The organism is Microcoleus sp. PH2017_09_SFU_O_A (assembly GCF_020738625.1).
GTDB lineage: Bacteria > Cyanobacteriota > Cyanobacteriia > Cyanobacteriales > Microcoleaceae > Microcoleus.
On sequence record NZ_JAEQCF010000100.1, the window covers coordinates 1 to 18,299 of the forward strand.

Below are 18,299 nucleotides of genomic sequence, written 5' to 3' on the forward strand. Positions count from 1 at the left end.
AATAGTCTCGTGCGATCGCCCGAGTTGCGGACAAAGCTACCCAAATAGTCAAGGATGGGTAGCTTTGTCCATAAATTAAGTTACAGTTTCAAACCCCGTGCTGAGTACAGCTATGGCGATCGCCTCCGAGGGGGAACAGAGATAATGACCACCACTACCATCATGCCGTCATTTGTTTCGGATTTAACGGCTCAACTCGCTCCCGAAACCACCGCATCCCACACCATTGTTTTGCAACCCAAGGGCTGTCTCGGTGGCATCGCTGTCCTAGATTTCCAAATTAATTTGGAGCAAGCTTTGGAAATGGCCGCTCTGAGAGTTGTTGTGGATATGCAGCAAGTGGATGTTGTCGCCCCAGATGGAATAGCCGTGCTGGCCCGAGGGCTGGAGTTAGCAGCTATACTCGGCAAGTCGATCGTCTTTGATTCTATAGATTTAGCCACCTATATAGGTTTGAGAGCCGAGTGGAGGAGCTCGCGCGAAACTTGTTTTGGCCCTTGGGGCGACTTGTTCGAGGGGGAATTCGAGCAATTTTTGACAGACAAAATGTTGCGATCGCTTCCTTGTGAAGCGGTAAAACCTACTTTTTTACAATTTGCAAAATTATATCTTCCAACCGGTTGATGTCCCAGGGATCGATTGTCATCTATATTCATAACAATTACCCGGAAGTGCCAGTCTAGCTTTCAAGCTAACATCTTGAAAGCGCGGCTGGCTTTATCTTACTACGTGAACTCAGCAATTCCCAGCAGAAAGATTAAATTGTCTGGACGCCAGGGCTTCAGTTGACAGTTGACAGTTGACAGTTGACAGTTGACAGTTTCAGAGCGACCTCTACCTGGAAGGAAGAGGATTGGAGTAATGAATCGTCTGATTTTAATTTCTCCCGATCGCGCTTGGCGCTTTCAACCAATTCTTTCTGGTATCAAAATAATTTCATCAGAATCAAGCCCAAAACCTTTACAGAGCAAGGATTTTGCAATTCTAAAATCTAAAATCTAAAATCTAAAATCTAAAATCCTATGACTATGGTTGAACCAGTTGCAGAGTTAAATGAACCTCTCTGTCTTCAGACTCCTGAAATACTAGAAAAGACAATATCTCCGCTCGTTCTACCTCCAAAAACAGCTCTCAAAATTTCTAAACAAGACATTCGAGCCACCCTCAAAGCCTCAACTATAGAGGGAGTTTTTGCCGCTGTCTTCGAGTCGGCGACTACCGGTCTGCTGCTGAGCAACTTCTTGCTGCAAGTCGGCGCGAGCAGCGTGGAAATAGGTATATTATCTGCTATTCCGATGCTGGTAAATCTCCTGCAACCATTAGGAGCATACATCGCCGATCGCACAACCAGCCGCCACTGGTACAACCTAGGAATATTCGGCGTGTCGCGGCTGCTGTGGCTAGTGCTCGTCATCGCAATTGTTTGGGGCCGACAGCACGCAGATCCCCAACAATTGCTCCAGTGGACTCTGGTCACTGTCATCGCCGCTAGCGTGCTGGCAGCTTTTGCTACTTCTAATTGGTTTAGTTGGATGGCTGCGGTGGTTCCTCACCGTTTGCGGGGACGCTATTTTGGATTTCGCAACAGTGCTACTAGCTTAGTTACTTTGCTAGGAGTGCCACTGATGGGACTGTTGATGTCAACTTGGGGCGCAGATCCAATTTTGGGCTACGGTGTGGTTTTATTTTTGGGTGTTGTGGCGGGAATGATTAGTTTGGGGTATCAATTCTTCATGGTGGATGTGAACCCGCAGGCATACCCAAAAGATGCAGAGAGCGATCGAGTTCCCGACAAAAAAGAAAAAAATATAACAGATTTTGTGCCTTCGGTGCTGAAAAATTCTAATTTTTTAATGTTTCTGATTTACTTTAGCGTGTGGACGTTTGCAGTTAATCTCAGCGCGCCTTTTTTTAATATCTACCTGCTAAAAGATTTAAGCTTGGATGTCAGTTTGGTAACGGTTTACAACAGCTTGAGTTCCGGGGCAAACCTGCTGCTGTTGATGTTTTGGGGCAAGTTGGCCGATCGCTGGGGAAATCGCCCCTTGCTAATTGCGGTGGGGCTGGTGGTAGCGGTGACGCCTTTGCTGTGGTTGGGTACGGGCAATTACCCGTTTGCGGTGTGGGTGTGGTTGCCGCTGCTGCACTTGCTCGGGGGAACGACTATAGGGGCGATCGGGCTGTGTACGAACAATATTCAAATGGAGATAGCGCCGATCGAACAACCATCGACTTATTTTGCGATCGCCGCAGCAGTTTCGGGAGTAACTGGGGCTTTGGGAACTACCGCCGGCGGCTTTCTTGCCGAACTTCCGGGCATGAGTTTGGGCGCACTGTTTGCCCTTTCGGCTGCTGTGAGGCTGGTGGGCTTGCTGCCTTTAATTTTGGTTCGAGAACCGCGTAGTTTGTCGCTAAGGGCGATCGTCCCGACTTTTCTACGGTTCAAATTCAACGATTAATATAATGTCCTCCGAGAACTATCGTCCGGTTTGATCGTTCGGACTTCAGCCCGCATCATTACTATAACTAACCAGTTTGTAGTGAGGACTTTAGTCCGCATCATTATTACGACTAACTGGTTTGTAGTGAGGACTTTAGTCCGCATCATTATTACGACTAAAGTCCTTACTACAAACCGTTACAGATTCCGGGCATTGAGCGGACATAAATAATATAACGGCCAACAATTAACTGTTAAAAGTTAATTGTTGACCGTCACAAAGCTTTTTTCAGCCTTCAGCATAGCCATTTATTCCTAAAAAATTAGTCCTCAGTCCTTAGTCTTCATTATTCAGTAGTAATTAACTAATAACTGGGGACGAACCCAATTATTAACTACTTACTAACAACTAACTGATGACTAATGACCAACGACTGATGACTAATAAATTAAGCTTGACGCGAGTAGTATTCAACCACTAGCAGTTCGTTAATCTGAAGAGCAATCCACTCACGTTCGACAATGCCGTTAACTTTGCCAACCAGTTTTTGCTTATCAAATTCCAAGTGACTGGGCAAGTGAGCCAAGCCTGGATCTTTGAGATTAGCTTCAACCATCGTGCGCGAGCGCTCTCTATTTTTGACTGCAATCACTTCACCAGGCTTGCACTGATAGCTAGCGATGTTGACTTCACGATCGTTCACAGTAATGTGACCGTGATTTACCAATTGTCTAGCGGACGGAATGGTTGGAGCCATTCCCATCCGAAACACAGTATTGTCCAAGCGCATTTCCAAAAATTGCAGTAACACTTGACCTGTGGAACCCGTCACACGGCGGGCTTTGCGGACATAACGGAGCAATTGGCGTTCCGTCACACCGTAATTGAAACGTAGTTTTTGCTTTTCTTGTAAGCGAACCGCGTACTCAGAGAGCTTTTTGCGGTTTTGACCGTGCTGCCCAGGCGGATAATCCCGTCTGGGAGTTTTGCGGGTTAGACCCGGCAACTCTTTCAGGCGACGGACGATTCTTAATCGGGGGCCTCGATATCGAGACATTTATTTTCCTCTCTAATCTCTGTATGCAATTTTATGCAGACTCTATATTATATGTTGATAAGGGTGAAAATTCTAACAAAAATCGATAAAAAAAATCGATCGACCGCAGCCATCCGTAATGTGCGGTAAATTTTGAAGTAAAAGCCGATCGAGCGATCGACCCAACCAGCCCAAAAAACTCACAAACCGAGCTGCCATGCAAAACCCCAATTTTTTCCGCACTGCTTCCCCAAAGCCAGCACCGCGCTGGATGTTGGCTCTCGGCACTCCCTTAGTCGCGCTGAGTTTGTTGGCAGCAGCACTGCCAATCTCGCCAGCATCAGCCATCACCCTGAGATTCCCCCGAACTCAAAATCCCTATCGCGTCTGCGCTAAGGAACTAATCGAAGCGGGAATCGGTGCCGAGGAAGCAGCAGCAGCTTGTGCCGACGCGCTCCACCCCCGCGACATATCCAGATGCGCCCTCCAAATCAGCCGCAAAACCAATATTTCTGGTCTCGAAGCGCTCTCTAGTTGTCGGCGGGTGAGGCGCCCCGACGAATTAACTACTTGCGTGGTGAATATTAATAGCAAAACTAAAACTCAACCTGCTGCTGCCCTGTTAGTTCTTGATGGGTGCCGCCGCAGTTTATTGCCAGAACTATTTGCTGAATGCGTAGTCGGGTTGAGCGGCAGGCTCGACTTTCCCACGGACAGGTTAGTTGCCACTTGTCTCGATCCCAGGGGCACAGTGAGTCAGTTGGACGGGCGTCCTGCACCGACACCTCCTACGGAGCTAATTCCACCGCCTTCGCGACTCAATTAATTAGTTATGGGTAGTTGGGAAATGGTAATTAGGTACGTAGTTGCGCTTCAGCGCTCTTATCTTATATATAACGAAGAGCGCTGAAGCGCAACTACATACCTTTGATGTGACAATTACTTCCAGGACTGTTTGTAATTCTTCGCTCTTGTCTTATATATAACAAAGAGCGCTGAAGCGCAACTACATACCTTTGATGTGACAATTACTTCCAGGACTGTTTGTAATTCTTCGCTCTTGTTTATATAAACAAAGAGCGCTGAAGCGCAACTACGTACCTTCTCCCTTCTTCCTTCTTCCTTCTTCCTTCTTCCTTCTTTGTTATAATCAAATGTCAGAAGTTTTTGGTCAAATTACAGTCGAAGAATTAGGTTGCAAATTAGCAGAAACCAATGCTGATAAATTGCAGCTTGTAGACGTGCGCGAACCTTACGAAATTGAACTCGCAGCGCTGCCGGGATTTGTGGCTTTTCCGCTGAGCGAGTTTGCCCAATGGTGTGGTGATATTGACGATCGACTAAATCGCGACACAGAAACCCTGGTGCTGTGCCACCACGGAGTGCGATCGGCTCAAATGTGTCACTGGTTGAGCGATCGAGGCTTTAACAACGTTAAAAATATCGTTGGTGGCATCGATGCTTACTCAATATTGGTCGATCGCACTGTGCCGCGCTATTAATCTGATGCCCGCTCTAACTACCGCAATATAGGTTCTATCGTTCGGAATGCAAGTCCTCACTACGAACCGGATGCGGACTAAAGTCCTCACTACGAACCTTAGGAAAGGACTAAAGTCCTCACTACGAACCGGATGCGGACTAAAGTCCTCACTACGAACCTTTGTTTATTATCGGGTTTGGGCTGACAGGATCTGAATCCTAATTAACAGCAGCAAATCGAAAATTTAACAGCGTGCTCATAGTGATCCGATCGCGCCCGTGCCTTTTTGAGTCATAAAGAGCCTCATCAGCCGCCAGTACCAGCGTTGCTGCATCATTTTCCGGGCCGGGAACAACGCTAGCAATTCCCAAACTAATTGTCACCACAGAATTAGGCAAACATTCAACACTCTCCGGGTTAAAAACAATATTCAAAGCTTTAACTTTCGCTCTAATGCGTTCGGCAACCAGCAGAGCGCCCGCTGCATCTGTTTGAGGTAAAACGATCGCAAATTCCTCACCGCCGTAGCGAGCAGCTACATCAGCAGGACGCTGGAGCGATCGGCGAATTGCCTGAGCTACCGATCGCAAACAACTATCTCCAGCTTGATGTCCGTAGGTATCGTTATAAATTTTGAAATAATCGATGTCGCACAAAATTAAAGATATCGGAGACTCATCGCGAGCATTATGTTTCCATTCCGCTCGCAAGCAACTGTCAAAATGTCGTCTGTTGCCAATTTGGGTAAGTTCGTCCACATTAACCAAAGCTAGCAGTCTTTCATTTTCTTGCTGCAACTCCTCAAAACCTACAGCCGAGAAACCGTCCTCGCATAAATTTTGCTCTTGAAAATACAGCCGATATAATTCGCAAGATAAACTACAGTTATTGCCCGCTAATTTGACAAGTCCCATGCTATCTAACTGATAGGCCATTAAAGGTTCGAGGTGAATGCTATTTTTAACATCAAGAACCTGTTGGAATGCCCAGGCGAGTTCTGGCTGCTGCTGAATGGCGATCGACTGATTCCGCAAGTAGTCGCTATAAATTCCGCTTTGAGTAGGAGCTGCTTTTAATAGTTCTTCCAACTCGGCTCGCCCCAGCTCCTCCCCAGACTCATTCTCCCCAACCGACAGGCGGTTTTGCTGTAAAATTGCCAGGTGATAAAGCGCTAAATGCACTAAATAAGGATGACCGCCTACCATTTGCATTAATTGCTCGACGGGATAGCTGTCGTTCCAGTTCAGTCCGTGGCGGCGCGCCAACTCTTGGACTTGTTCGGCACTAAATTCTGAGAGTTTAATCGGCAGCCCTACATTGAATGGAGATTGATTGAGACTCAAAGCAATATAAATTTCTGTCGAGTGAATGACCGCGATTCGCAGTTTTTCCCAGGTTTCGCTCTGTCGCGCTTGTTCGTACCAAAAACGGAGCAGCGGCAGGAATTCTTGAGCGATATTGGCGCGTTCAAATACTCGGTTGACTTCGTTGAGTACCAAGACTAGGGGACTGTCAATTTGTTCGAGCAAATAGTTCTCAAAGTAAAGAGAGCAGCTTACTTTGCTGCCCATATCTTCATCCCAAATTTCATCGAGATTTGGTTCGAGTTTGAGTTGGCGAGCGACATTGACACACAGCCAGCGCAAAAATTTATCTAAGGTAGCAAAAACTGCTTCGTCAGCTTGCTGAAAGTCTACAGTGACTGTGCGGTATCCGCGATCGACCGCAGCTTGAATTATCCGCAGCATCAGCGAACTTTTGCCCATTTTTCTGGGAGCTTTAATCCGAATCAGACTCCCTGGCTTGCTAATTTCTGCACAAGCTCGGGCTTCGACGGGCGATCGATCGATATAAAATCGAGAGTCAAGCGGTATTGGGCCCCCAGGAAATTCTAGGTCTGCAACCGTTTGGATTAAATTTGGTGATTTTGGGATTCCTGCCATAGTGCATCCGCGAGGCGATACCCTGACTGTATCTTACCTTTGTCAGATTAGGGGGGCAGAGGATCGGTGTCAAAGACTTATTGACAATCCGACAAAATGTAAGTTTTTCAGCACTTCCCGGAACTGACTTTGCTATAGTAGTGTCACTTTAGCTAATCTCAAACCCTGCCTAAACTCGCACCAGACCGACACAAATTTTCTGGCGACCGAGACGCGATGATTCTGCGCCTCTACCTGAAAAGTCAGTCGTCTGTCGCCAATGTCAAGCAGATTCGCACGAATAGGAGAAATAATCATTGTCACGCCGCTACCTGTTTACCTCTGAATCGGTCACTGAAGGCCATCCCGATAAAATCTGCGATCAAATTTCAGACACTATCTTAGATGCCTTGCTGACCGAAGACCCTAAAAGTCGCGTCGCAGCCGAAGTTGTCGTCAACACGGGTTTGATGCTGCTGACGGGCGAAATTACCACCAAAGCTCAGGTAAATTACATAGAATTGGCGCGGAAAAAAATAGCCGATATTGGCTACATCCACGCTGATAACGGATTTTCTGCCAATAGCTGCTCGGTTTTGGTGGCTTTGGACTCTCAATCTCCCGATATTGCTCAAGGGGTGAATACAGCCCACGAAAGTCGCGAACAGTCCAGTGAAGAGGAGTTGGATGCGATCGGCGCTGGCGACCAAGGCTTGATGTTCGGTTTTGCTTGCAACGAAACGCCGGAATTGATGCCTTTACCGATTAGTTTAGCGCACCGGATTTGCCGTCAACTGGCCGCAGTCCGCAAAACAGGTCAATTGCCTTACCTGCGTCCGGACGGTAAAAGCCAAGTTACCGTAACTTACGAAGACGGGAAACCTGTTGGTATTGATACGATCTTAATTTCTACCCAGCACACTGAGGCGATCGACGATATCACCGAAACAGCCGCGGTTCAAGCCAAGATTAAAGCAGATCTTTGGACTGCTGTTGTCCAACCCGTGTTTGCCGATATTAGCATCAAGCCGGATGCAGAAACTCGCTTCCTTGTCAACCCCACTGGCAAATTTGTCGTCGGCGGGCCTCAAGGAGATTCGGGTTTGACTGGCCGCAAAATTATTGTGGATACCTACGGCGGCTATTCCCGTCACGGTGGCGGTGCTTTTTCAGGGAAAGACCCCACGAAGGTAGACCGCAGCGCGGCCTATGCTTGTCGCTATGTTGCTAAAAATATTGTGGCGGCCGGTTTGGCAGAAAAGTGCGAAGTGCAGTTGAGTTATGCGATCGGCGTAGCACGCCCTGTTAGCATGATGATCGAAACTTTTGGCACTGGTAAAGTTGATGACGATCGCCTTTTGGAAGTTGTGAAGCAGCATTTTGAACTGCGTCCTGCGGGCATCATTCAGACCTTTAACTTGCAGAATTTGCCTGCGGAAAGAGGCGGTCGTTTCTACCAAGATGTAGCGGCTTACGGTCACTTCGGACGCACGGATCTAGAGTTACCTTGGGAGCAAACTGATAAGGCAGAGCTTTTGAAATCAGCTTTGAGCCAGCAGTTGTCTGGAGTAGCTGTATAGTAGAATGTTGGGGCGCGCCCTCCGCGCCCTTATTGCTTGATTATGGGTAATTAACCGACAAAAGGTACGCAAAAGGTACGTAGTTGCGCTTCAGCGCTCTTAGTATTAAGAGCGCTGAAGCGCAACTACGTACCTAACTAAAAATGAACCTCTATCAGAGTGCCAGTTGGGTCGAGGAGTGATGATATAAGTTCCCTAGGGTTCGTCAGCAGTGCGTTTTTTTCTGTATAGGCGATCGGCTAATGGCTTGCACACTAAAAGGTACGTAGTTGCGCTTGGGCGCTCTTAGGAATCATGTAAAAATAAGTTGTGTAACTTTTTAATTGAAGCCTTTAAATTAGATACGGTTTAGCAATGCACTCGATCGAGTTATTTTTACACGCCTCCTTAGTATATGTAAGAGCGCTGAAGCGCAACAACATACCTAATGCCATTTTTTCCTTCTTTCCAGTCAACAATTCGCAGATTTGGTTCGGATCTAAAACAGCGATTTGCTGGTAAATTTTTATCACCAAATCCAGCAGCAATGCCGAGTTCGTTGGTGGCCGACAATACTGGAATGCGCGGCGTTTGGATACCCAGCACTGACTGCAAAGTTCTCACCTCAAAACAGCGGATTGCTGAGGCAATGAATTTTCTTGCAGATACGGGATTTAATACAGTATTTCCTGTAGTTTGGAACCGGGGTTTTACGGCTTATCCTTCTCAAATAATGCGCGAACAATTTGGGGTTGAAATTGACGCGCGCTATCAAGGACGCGACCCTTTGGGAGAATTAATTGTTGAGGCTAATAGAGTTGGTTTAAAAGTTATTCCTTGGTTTGAATACGGATTTGTGAGTTCTTACAATCTCAACGGCGGTCATTTGCTGGCGAAGAAACCGGAATGGGCGGCGCGCGATTGTAATGGCAATTTACTTAAGAAAAATAAGTTTGAATGGATGAATTCTCTTGACCCGGAAGTGCAAGATTTTTTGCTGGGGTTGATGCTGGAAGTTGCGAGGAATTATCCGGTACATGGCGTTCAAGGAGACGATCGCATTGCACTACCCTGTGAAGGCGGTTATGATGAAAAAACGGTTAAACGCTACCGCCAAGAGTGCGGGAGAGAAGCGCCACATAATTGTAGAGAGCAACATTGGCTGCACTGGCGCGCTGATATAATTACTGATTTTGTCGCTCGCTTGCACCGAGAATTGAAGGCGATTAATCCAGATTTGTTGCTGTCAATGTCGCCGAGTCCCTATGACTGGGGATTCGTAGAATATTTGCAAGATTCTCAAGCTTGGGTTGACAAAAAGTTGGTTGATATGCTTCACCCGCAGTTTTATCGCCGCGATTTTAACGGTTACAAACAATTGCTCGATCGACTGATCGATCGACAACTTACCTGCGAGCAAGTGTCCTGTGTGTCTCCCGGTATCCTGTTGGCGAATCGAGGGGGCAATTATAGCATGAATCCGGAGCTGTTGTTGCAAGTAATTGCTTACAACCGTGCTCGCGGCGTTCCAGGAGAAGTGCTGTTTTTTTACGAAGGTTTGCGGGATAACGATAATGCTTTGGCTGAGGCTTTGAAAAATGGGCCCTACGGTTGACACTCTCCCGGAATCGGGCTGTTTCCGGTTTGTTGCGTTCAACGGAGTCGATCGATATCTCAAGCCAACTTGGTATAAAATGATATAGCGCAGAGCAAGTCTAGCAAACAGTGCATCGATGCCAAGCAGCAAGCGCTACTAATGGTTAAGCCGATCGCCCAAAAAACAGATAATCAATCTTTGGGGAGTTGTTAAAATAGTCTAATCGGACATATTTTATAAGTGGTGCAAGTTTTTTTATCAGTTGAGTTTTGTAGGTGCAGGCGTATTTTATTAAAGAAACCGAGTTTAAAAAGAGCAATCTCAAACGATCGCCAAAATATGAGGATAAATGAATGAACTCAGTAGCAACCCTCATCCAACAGCTACCAGAGCTCAGCGATGCTGAATTCAACCAAAAATATTTGAAACAAAAACAAGGGATGCACACCTTGGCGACAATATTGCCGCAAGTAGAACAGCAAAGCCAGGCTTTGCGCGCAGTAAAATTAGCCCTAAAAGTAAATTTAAAACTCGGCTCGAAGCTAGCAGGAATGGTAAAGCCGGAGTTTCAACTAAAAACAGTAAGATTAATCGTAAAAATTAAAACTTCGCTGCCGCTCAAAATTCAACTGCTGGCACTAACAAGTTCCGATATGGCAATTCCAATGCTTGTCAAAGCATTGAACCACAAAGACCGTGCCGTGCGCCTTCATTGCATTCGGGCGATCGGCCTCATTGGCTCTAGGGCGGCAGTAATTGAATTAGCGCGGGTGCTCGAATCTGCCGATTCCCAAGCGCAAGCTTGGGCCGCTTGGGCCCTAGGAGAAATTGACTCGAAACCAGCAGCCGCAGCACTGATCGAAGCCCTCAACCACAAAGCCGCCGGAGTGCGCGCCTGGGCGGTTTGGGCCTTGGGTAAAATTAACCCCAAAATAGCCGTCCCCACCACGATCAAAGCCTTGAAACATCAAGACTCAGAGGTGCGCTGGCGGGCCGCCGTAAACTGCGGGAAAATCGGGGTGGCTGAGGTAGTTCCGGGGCTGCTGAATGCCCTCAGAGACGAAAATCACCTCGTCCGTGCTAGGGCGGCGGCGGCTTTGGGGAAAATTGGCGATCGCGACGCAGTACCCCGCTTAGTAGAATTGCTTCACGAACCCGACTCCTATGCCGTTTCTTTGAGGGCCGCCGAGGCCTTGGGACAAATCGGGACCGAAACGGCTGTGGCCGGGCTGCTGCAAGCCCTCAACCACGAGGACTCAGATGTGCGCGGCAGTGCAGTTTCTGCCTTGGGGGAAATCAGCAGCGAGGTGGCTGCGGTGGCGGTAATGCGATCGCTCTCGGATCGAGACATTTTCGTGCGCGGCAGGGCGGCTGTTGCACTCGGGAACATCAATATAGCCGGAGATGCTAACTTGCAAAAAATGGTGGCTGCGGGACTGGCGATCGCCCTAGGCGACAGCGAATCCTATGTGCGGTGGAGAGTTGCTGATGCTTTGGGGCAGATTGGGACAGACGAGGCTGTAGCAGGTTTGGTGCGACTGCTGGAAGACGAAACCTCTGGAGTGCGCCAAAAGGCTGTTAAATCCCTCGGTCAAATTGGCTCTCGTGCTGCTCTTTTGGCTCTGGAAGCAGCTTTAAAACGCCAATTTGCTGACGTTCGCGCCCTCGCCGCCCAATATTTGCCGGATGTCGGCGCTGAGGTAAAAACAGTTTATTTTGAGCAGGAATCTGCTACGGATGTCTCGGGTGAAAAACTGTCGCAAATCCAGATTGCTTCGGAAGCAGAAGCCACCGAATATATTATCGATCGCCCTGCGGGCCGGAATCTCCAATACTTAATCTCGATCGGCACTCCGGGCGTACCAGATCCCAAAACTTTTCACAAAGTCCCTAACCGATTGCGGTTAGAATTTAACGACCTCGAAACCCCCGTTGACGACCCCGATCGCGTCTTGGCTACAATTGATGACGTACTCCAAATTATTGACTTCGCCCGCCAAATATCGGCGCACCCCGGCAAATTGCTCGTCTGCTGTCAAAGTGGCATCAGCCGTTCAACAGCCGCAGCTTTGACTGTTTGTGCTGCCCTGTTGGGCCGGGGCAAAGAACAAGAAGCTTGGGGCGTGGTGCTTGCCGCCAGAGCCCAAGCCAGGCCGAATCGCTGGATTGTGCAATTGGCAGATGAAGCTTTGGGTAGAAATGGGAAGTTATCCGATTTTAGATTTTAGATTTTAGATTTTAGATTTGGGAATAACTTATTTTCTAAGGGTTTGAAGCTTGCTTAACGTTGCATTATTTTTTTGAACTGGTATTGTAAAACTTCATTGAGTTTATAAGCAATTATAAACAATAATGGTATTATATTGTTGAGAGTGTTTAACAAGGAATACGCATAGCCCAAAGAACGGAAGTCTCAAATGCAATTAGCAGAAAGGCATATCATTAAATCAACGGAACCTCGTTTTGTCGAGATTGACCAACTAGCATTCAAGTCCAAAAATCTGTACAATGCCGCCAATTATGTCATTCGTCAGAACTTGATTTATGGATGGGGCTACGTCAATTACAACGAGATGAACCGATTGATGAAGTCTCAGGTCGCATACAAGGCTTTGCCTGCTAAAGTAAGTCAGCAAATATTGATGGTGCTAGATCAGAATTGGAAATCGTTTTTTGAAGCCGTCAAAGCTTACAAAGCTGACTCTTTAAAATTTACGGGTCGTCCAAAGTTACCTAAATACAAGGACAAGGTTAAAGGTCGAAATATCCTTATTTACACGATTCAGGCGATTAGCAGTAAACAGTTGAGAAACGGAATTTTCAAACTTTCTGGTACTGAATTTTCAATTAAAACGGCTCTCCTGGGTATTCGGTGATAAGTGAAGCTTATATGACTTCTGATATGAGTTTCAACATTTGCACCTTGCAAATTTTGTAGATTGAGATACAGTTTGCACCACAACCCCAGGAGAGCCATTAAAACTAAAGTCAATCCTGACCGGATTTGTCAAGTTAGGTTGGTTCCAAAATGCGATGCTTATGTAATTGAGGTGATTTACAATGCTTGTACTGAGCGTAGTCGAAGTGAACCGGAGTCCACCGCTAAAAATAACAATTTTGTAGCTAGTATTGATTTAGGACTGAATAATTTGGTGGCGTTAACTTCAAATCAACCGGGTTTGATCCCACTGTTGATTAATGGACGACCATTGAAATCGATTAACCAGTTCTATAACAAGCGTAAAGCACAATTGCAATCCCAATTGAAAGGGAGGCGCCAAACATCGTCACGCATTCAACGCTTAACTCGCTGCCGCAATCAAAAAGTAGACAATTACTTGCATCATACAAGTCGCACGATTGTCGATATTCTGGTCGCACAACAAATTGGGACGCTAGTAATTGGCAAGAATGCACAGTGGAAAACCGAGATCAATATGGGGAAGCAAACTAACCAAAACTTTGTCAGCATTCCTCACGCTCGATTAATTGAGATGCTGGAATACAAAGCTTTTTTAGTTGGAATCAAGGTAATCGTACAGGAGGAATCTTTTACCTCCAAAGCCAATTTCTTGGGCTTAGATCCAATTCCTGTTTACGGAAAAACAAAAACAGAACCTGTATTTACCGGAAAACGGATTAAACGAGGTTTGTACAAAACATCGACTGGTCAGTTAATTAATTCTGACGTGAACGGTTCTTTTAACATTCTCAGAAAAGCAATCCCAAATGCGTTCGGCGATGGGATACGTCGTGGGCGTAGTTCAGCCGAGGCGGGTTAATCCGCTCAAAGTAAAAGTGAAGGGGGAGGGAATTGAAGCCTCCCATGTCTATAAATGACTATACTTTTACCAGCTATTAATAGGAGCGATCGAATTAACTGTCGGCACAGAGAGAACTCGCAAGTGCAACAGTTAACCGTAGAAACGCGGTTTCTTTTCGTAAGCCCTAAAGTTATACTCGATTTACAGGACTTGCGGGGCTGCGATGCCAAAAGTCGATCGCTCTTAGTGCAGAAGCGCGATCGGCAGCCACATTTGTCACATTCTGTGGTATGTATTAGTCGGATACGCAACAAAAACCGTCAAGCAATCGTCGCATTGCTGGTAGCAACACCCCAAAGCTGAGGAATCGGGTGCATTGTCAAGAGACAATATCAGCTTTGGGCTACTCACAGGCAAAACGCATCAGACAGAATTTTCTGCCTGTAAAAATTCATGTGGCAATAATTCACTGCCGGGATAAATCTTTCTTTTTTTGCCTGCTGGAGACTTTTACCAGTCGAAAAAGTAATTTGGCAACAGCCATCAACAGCCTAATTATCTATTAGACATCAACCGAATTTAAGCTTCTGCCCTGACTCGACAAGAGTTTCAGATACTTTTTCGCAGATGTCTACTGGAAAACACACAAGCTTTTCCCTTTGGAGAACTTACGAGCGTGGTAAATTTTCACAGAATACAGCGGTTGCATATGTCAAAAACAAATTTGCTCAAAAAAACACGCAACGAAGTAGGTTTATCGGTTGGTGCTTGGCAAGGCAAGGGCGAGGCAAATCCAGATTTGCAACCATTGAGCCAGCAGGAAAAAGCTGTATTACCGCAAACAAATAACCCCGAAAATAGCAATTTAGGTAAACGGATGTGGCCCTTTATTTCCGCACAATTTGCTTCTGTAGAAACCGAACCCAAACAATCATCGCTCCACAATCTGGCAAAACAACCCTCCTTGAAACTTACCAAAAACTTGTCTTTTAAGCTTGGCTGTCTGCCCATAGACAAAAAAATCAGTGGCGGGTATTTGCTAGCAATAGGAATCGGATTTGTTGGCTCGCTGAGCGGACTCACAATCGCTGAGTACCACCAAGAAAAAGGATTGAGACAACTCAATGATGCTCACATACAAGCACAATTGATCGGTAACTTTAAAGATGCAGCACTGGCGGCACAATTGCAGGGAGCACAGCTAGATTCTTTTGTAGACAATTCCCCTAAGTTGGAACTGCAAAAACAGCAGTTTATCAACAGTATTGTTAAGGCTAAAAACCTGCGGTTGCGTATCGAAAAATTTGCCGAAAGCCAACCAGCTTGGCTCGCAGCCAAGCCGGAAGCTCTCAAAACTTTACTCCAAGATTGCACGGAAAATTTAGAATCCTACGCCGATACTCTCAACTCAACTTTGCTGCAAGTCCAGCAATCGCAACTGTCGCCTCGGAAGATAGAGTCGATCCGAAAATTGTTGGCCACAGAAAGCGGAGAAGGTGCAAAACAGCTTGAGGGACACCTTCAGGAATTGAGCAAAATCCTCGATATTGCCCAGCAGCAAGAGCGCCAAGGCGGTGCAGTGATGCAGGCTGCCCAAGGAATCGAAAAGGGCATAATTATGATTAGTATGCTGCTGTCGGTAGGGCTGGCTGGAATAGTGGCTTGCCGCACCAGTAGGGCGATCGCCAAACCAGTCGTCAGCGTCACTCAGGTGGCTCAACAAGTCGCCGCCGAGTCGAATTTTGATTTGCGAGCCCCCGTCAGCGGACAAGACGAAATAAGCTCGTTAGCTGTATCTCTCAATCACCTGATCGAGCGAGTTTCCGAACATACAAAAGAATTGGCACAAGCTAAGGAAGATGCTTTAGTGGCTACCACTGCTAAAAGCCACTTTTTAGCCAATATGAGTCACGAGTTGCGGACGCCTTTAAATGCGATTATCGGCTACAGTCAACTACTTTTAGAAGATGCCAGAGATTCCGGGTACAAAGATTTTGTTACCGACTTAGACAAGATTCAGAATGCAGGCACGCACCTGCTATCTTTGGTTAACGACATCCTCGATTTGTCAAAAATTCAAGCGGGGGGAATGAACCTCGACATCGAAGAGTTTGACATCGAATCCCTGCTCGATCACATGTCAATGGCGGTAAAATTGTCTTTACAACAGAATGGCAATGTTTTAGAAATAGAGTGTGACAGTCAAACTGTTGGCACTATGCACGCAGATTTAGCAAAAGTGCGAAAAGTCCTGCTGCACCTGCTGAACAATGCTGCTAAGTTCACCAAAAATGGGATAGTGAAAGTCAGCGTCAGCCGTGTTGAGGGAACCGGAGAATCGAATGTAGCGCATCTGTCGGGTGTTGAAAATTTAATGGTTGCGGGCGAGGCGAAATCGAGTTTGATTGCTTGTCCAGTTGCGAATGTTCAAGCATCGGATTGGATTTGCTTTCGAGTTAAAGATACCGGCATTGGAATGTCTCCCCAACAACAGCAAAAATTGTTTGAAGCCTTCGCGCAAGCTGATTCTTCGGCGGCGCGCCAGTACGGTGGGACTGGATTGGGGCTGACAATTAGCCGCCACTACTGTCAGATGATGGGCGGCGAGATTTTGGTAGAAAGCGAAGAGGGCAAAGGGTCTATTTTCACGATACGCATACCAGCAGGAAATAGTTAATACACACATGGGTAGGGTGCCAAGCGAAAAACAGGAAAGAATCAAGCTCTTGGACACCCTACCAGTTGAATTGACTGGTGTATTGAATGTAGCTTTTCTGGGCGTGATGAGGTATGACTGCGATCGAGTTTCGTGAGTTTCTCGCCAGTTGTCTTACTTTTTGTCAATTGCCAATCTGTACCTGACTCACTTGAGAATTGCTATATAACTTCTGAAAGCTCGATCAAAGGTCAAATATTGAAGTGACTTTTGTATCAACATATTTCATGTCACCAGTAGTTCCTCCAGCAAAATGAAGGAAATAGTTATTGAAAAATGCTGTTGTTACACATTTAGAAATTAGTGAAGCCTTAGGATTTAAACCAATTTTTTGTAATCCCTTTTGTACTATGTTGTCTCTCGAACTTAGAAAGGGGTACAGAAATTGCTGGATTAAAGGCCAAGGCATATTGAATTTTGGAGAAATCCAGCACTCAATACCCTGCATCAATATCTCATAGCTCAATGGGCGCATTTCATAGTTCCATTCTCCCGAACCTTTGTCTTCATAGGAGTGATAAACATACTCCAGCAATTCTCGATGATAACGAGGAGAAAGCACCATAACTCCGGCTTGTACAACGGATTCAAATTCTGCATCTATCCCAAAACTTTTGTAAAAAGCTGTAGGAGAAAGGTTGTCTATGTATTCGATACCATTCTTAGACCAAAAATCATAAAGTCTTTTCAGGCAAATCTCGTGATCTGCTCTACTAGGAGTTGCATAATCATCGACTGCCCCAATCTTCTCTAGTGGAACTCCCTCGGTAATATCGGGACTGTTTGGGTTAATCAATATATCAGCATCGACCCAAACAACTTGATCGTATTTTTGAAGACTGGGTTCTGACAAAATTAAGCACTTTTGCCATGATGGATTTCTAGACTGAGCCTTGGACGAATTATCTAACGGTTGTGTCAAAACAACAACTTCAAATTGATATTTTTCAGCATAGTGCTGCCATAGAGACCTACAATGTTTCTCGAACATGAGTTCATAGTTCTTGCCTATTGCTAGCGTAACAAGTGCCTTTGCCACTCTATACTCTCCTTAGTTTATTCATTGAAGATTTACCTTTAAACCCTGAACGCGGAAATCTCCCACAAACACCTGATTCCACCCCAAAATGCCGCATATGGTTTGTCCTGTCAAGTTCTACTATAAAAAATTATCCAAATTTTTCAGTATCTGGGATTGGTAGTGTATAACGCAATACGCTTCGCCTAGGGGTTGTCGGAAGAGACAAACGCTCTTGTGCGATCGCTTCGGTAAAGGCTAGGAAAATAATCCCAGAGTCTATTTTTTACATCGTTTTGACTGCATGACAGTCTTAACCCAACCGTATGGGTGTATGGCGAGCTTCAATCATTTGTGCAAGTATTTAGGGGCGGTGTCCCAGGAGCTGAAATACCGATCGCAGCGGGATTTCCACTACAAACATTACAGGATTTTTGACTGCTGGCTATAGTATCATTTATAGTTCTGGATTACTGTATTTTTTCTGGTTGTCGATCGCCCCTATGGTCAGTAAGGGCCAAAAAATGCCCTATAAAGTGCTACCCATTCATCGTCGCCATCTCTTCCTCAAGGTGATATTTAACACCAGTGCAGTAGATTCTCAATTCTCCAGCGATCGCGAATGGTGCGATCGATAGCTACTACATCACATAGCAGCCAACACTGACCAAGAAAATGGGATACAAGCCCCGTCCTTTTAGGACGGCTTTTCTTGATTTCTAATATACTCTTTCAATACTTCTAAGGGTGCGGCACCAACGGA

The 18,299-nt window shown here is 46.1% G+C and carries 15 protein-coding genes and 2 pseudogenes; 13 read left to right on the forward strand and 4 right to left on the reverse strand.

The genetic code is table 11. The features are described from left to right. Window positions 1–54 precede the first annotated feature (54 nt). From JGK16_RS28600 to JGK16_RS28610, 3 genes are all read left to right on the forward strand, one after another. Window positions 55–624 (forward strand): hypothetical protein, encoded by a 570-nt coding sequence (locus tag JGK16_RS28600; protein WP_293186117.1) that lies wholly within the window; start codon window positions 55–57, stop codon window positions 622–624. A 237-nt stretch (window positions 625–861) separates the two neighbouring features. Beyond that, window positions 862–1,002, forward strand: a complete 141-nt coding sequence (locus tag JGK16_RS28605) for a hypothetical protein (RefSeq protein WP_293186118.1) — start codon at window positions 862–864, stop codon at window positions 1,000–1,002. Between the two features lie 20 nt (window positions 1,003–1,022). After that, complete coding sequence (locus JGK16_RS28610; RefSeq protein WP_293203548.1) at window positions 1,023–2,459, forward strand: MFS transporter; 1,437 nt, start codon at window positions 1,023–1,025, stop codon at window positions 2,457–2,459. Window positions 2,460–2,889: 430 nt separating this feature from the next. Here JGK16_RS28610 and rpsD read toward each other — a convergent pair whose 3' ends face one another. Both rpsD and JGK16_RS28620 read right to left on the reverse strand, forming a co-directional pair. After that, window positions 2,890–3,498: a 30S ribosomal protein S4 gene (gene rpsD / locus JGK16_RS28615; RefSeq protein ID WP_293143096.1), complete on the reverse strand. Its 609-nt coding sequence runs from the start codon at window positions 3,496–3,498 to the stop codon at window positions 2,890–2,892. Between the two features lie 72 nt (window positions 3,499–3,570). After that, the gene (locus tag JGK16_RS28620) at window positions 3,571–3,696 is read right to left on the reverse strand and encodes a hypothetical protein (protein ID WP_293186122.1); all 126 of its coding nucleotides are present in this window, start codon (window positions 3,694–3,696) and stop codon (window positions 3,571–3,573) included. On the opposite strand from JGK16_RS28620, the gene JGK16_RS28625 reads away from it, so the two are divergent. Together JGK16_RS28625 and JGK16_RS28630 are read left to right on the forward strand one after the other, a co-directional pair. After that, entirely contained in the window at window positions 3,695–4,303 is a 609-nt protein-coding gene (locus JGK16_RS28625) for a hypothetical protein (RefSeq protein ID WP_293186123.1), read from the forward strand. The two genes, JGK16_RS28620 and JGK16_RS28625, sit on opposite strands and share 2 nt — an antisense overlap. Window positions 4,304–4,631: 328 nt before the next feature. Next, the gene (locus tag JGK16_RS28630; protein WP_293186125.1) at window positions 4,632–4,979 is read left to right on the forward strand and encodes a rhodanese-like domain-containing protein; all 348 of its coding nucleotides are present in this window, start codon (window positions 4,632–4,634) and stop codon (window positions 4,977–4,979) included. Between the two features lie 199 nt (window positions 4,980–5,178). Here JGK16_RS28630 and JGK16_RS28635 read toward each other — a convergent pair whose 3' ends face one another. Further along, window positions 5,179–6,903: an AAA-like domain-containing protein gene (locus JGK16_RS28635; protein WP_293186126.1), complete on the reverse strand. Its 1,725-nt coding sequence runs from the start codon at window positions 6,901–6,903 to the stop codon at window positions 5,179–5,181. A gap of 296 nt (window positions 6,904–7,199) precedes the next feature. On the opposite strand from JGK16_RS28635, the gene metK reads away from it, so the two are divergent. From metK to JGK16_RS28675, 8 genes and pseudogenes are all read left to right on the forward strand, one after another. Next, the gene (metK, locus tag JGK16_RS28640) at window positions 7,200–8,462 is read left to right on the forward strand and encodes a methionine adenosyltransferase (RefSeq protein WP_293186127.1); all 1,263 of its coding nucleotides are present in this window, start codon (window positions 7,200–7,202) and stop codon (window positions 8,460–8,462) included. A gap of 427 nt (window positions 8,463–8,889) precedes the next feature. Then, window positions 8,890–10,056: a family 10 glycosylhydrolase gene (locus tag JGK16_RS28645; protein WP_293186128.1), complete on the forward strand. Its 1,167-nt coding sequence runs from the start codon at window positions 8,890–8,892 to the stop codon at window positions 10,054–10,056. Between the two features lie 335 nt (window positions 10,057–10,391). Next, on the forward strand, window positions 10,392–12,266 hold the full coding sequence (locus JGK16_RS28650; protein ID WP_293193413.1) for a HEAT repeat domain-containing protein: 1,875 nt from the start codon (window positions 10,392–10,394) through the stop codon (window positions 12,264–12,266). A 189-nt stretch (window positions 12,267–12,455) separates the two neighbouring features. Then, window positions 12,456–12,893: pseudogene (locus tag JGK16_RS28655) on the forward strand (RNA-guided endonuclease TnpB family protein); the annotation flags it as partial. 117 nt (window positions 12,894–13,010) lie between these two features. Beyond that, a pseudogene (locus tag JGK16_RS28660) lies at window positions 13,011–13,878 on the forward strand (transposase); the annotation flags it as partial. After that, window positions 13,875–14,165: a hypothetical protein gene (locus JGK16_RS28665; RefSeq protein WP_293193416.1), complete on the forward strand. Its 291-nt coding sequence runs from the start codon at window positions 13,875–13,877 to the stop codon at window positions 14,163–14,165. The pseudogene JGK16_RS28660 and the gene JGK16_RS28665, both read left to right, overlap by 4 nt. A gap of 346 nt (window positions 14,166–14,511) precedes the next feature. Next, complete coding sequence (locus JGK16_RS28670) at window positions 14,512–16,479, forward strand: HAMP domain-containing sensor histidine kinase (protein WP_293186134.1); 1,968 nt, start codon at window positions 14,512–14,514, stop codon at window positions 16,477–16,479. Window positions 16,480–16,486: 7 nt separating this feature from the next. Then, the gene (locus tag JGK16_RS28675; RefSeq protein WP_293203549.1) at window positions 16,487–16,615 is read left to right on the forward strand and encodes a hypothetical protein; all 129 of its coding nucleotides are present in this window, start codon (window positions 16,487–16,489) and stop codon (window positions 16,613–16,615) included. An 87-nt stretch (window positions 16,616–16,702) separates the two neighbouring features. On the opposite strand, the gene JGK16_RS28680 is transcribed toward JGK16_RS28675, so the two are convergent. Continuing rightward, window positions 16,703–17,557 carry a hypothetical protein gene (locus JGK16_RS28680; RefSeq protein ID WP_293193417.1) on the reverse strand — a complete coding sequence of 285 codons (855 nt, stop codon included), beginning with the start codon at window positions 17,555–17,557 and terminating at the stop codon, window positions 16,703–16,705. Window positions 17,558–18,299: the final 742 nt, after the last annotated feature.

Excerpts from the sequence above, each read along its gene's own strand:
- JGK16_RS28625 (WP_293186123.1), top strand. The coding sequence starts at position 3,695 with ATGCAAAACCCCAATTTTTTCCGCACTGCTTCCCCAAAGCCAGCACCG.
- JGK16_RS28605 (WP_293186118.1), top strand. The coding sequence starts at position 862 with ATGAATCGTCTGATTTTAATTTCTCCCGATCGCGCTTGGCGCTTTCAA.
- JGK16_RS28675 (WP_293203549.1), top strand. The coding sequence starts at position 16,487 with ATGGGTAGGGTGCCAAGCGAAAAACAGGAAAGAATCAAGCTCTTGGAC.
- JGK16_RS28610 (WP_293203548.1), top strand. The coding sequence starts at position 1,023 with ATGACTATGGTTGAACCAGTTGCAGAGTTAAATGAACCTCTCTGTCTT.
- JGK16_RS28645 (WP_293186128.1), top strand. The coding sequence starts at position 8,890 with ATGCCATTTTTTCCTTCTTTCCAGTCAACAATTCGCAGATTTGGTTCG.
- JGK16_RS28650 (WP_293193413.1), top strand. The coding sequence starts at position 10,392 with ATGAACTCAGTAGCAACCCTCATCCAACAGCTACCAGAGCTCAGCGAT.
- JGK16_RS28670 (WP_293186134.1), top strand. The coding sequence starts at position 14,512 with ATGTCAAAAACAAATTTGCTCAAAAAAACACGCAACGAAGTAGGTTTA.
- JGK16_RS28600 (WP_293186117.1), top strand. The coding sequence starts at position 55 with ATGGGTAGCTTTGTCCATAAATTAAGTTACAGTTTCAAACCCCGTGCT.
- JGK16_RS28665 (WP_293193416.1), top strand. The coding sequence starts at position 13,875 with ATGACTATACTTTTACCAGCTATTAATAGGAGCGATCGAATTAACTGT.
- JGK16_RS28620 (WP_293186122.1), bottom strand. The coding sequence starts at position 3,696 with ATGGCAGCTCGGTTTGTGAGTTTTTTGGGCTGGTTGGGTCGATCGCTC.
- rpsD (WP_293143096.1), bottom strand. The coding sequence starts at position 3,498 with ATGTCTCGATATCGAGGCCCCCGATTAAGAATCGTCCGTCGCCTGAAA.
- JGK16_RS28630 (WP_293186125.1), top strand. The coding sequence starts at position 4,632 with ATGTCAGAAGTTTTTGGTCAAATTACAGTCGAAGAATTAGGTTGCAAA.
- JGK16_RS28635 (WP_293186126.1), bottom strand. The coding sequence starts at position 6,903 with ATGGCAGGAATCCCAAAATCACCAAATTTAATCCAAACGGTTGCAGAC.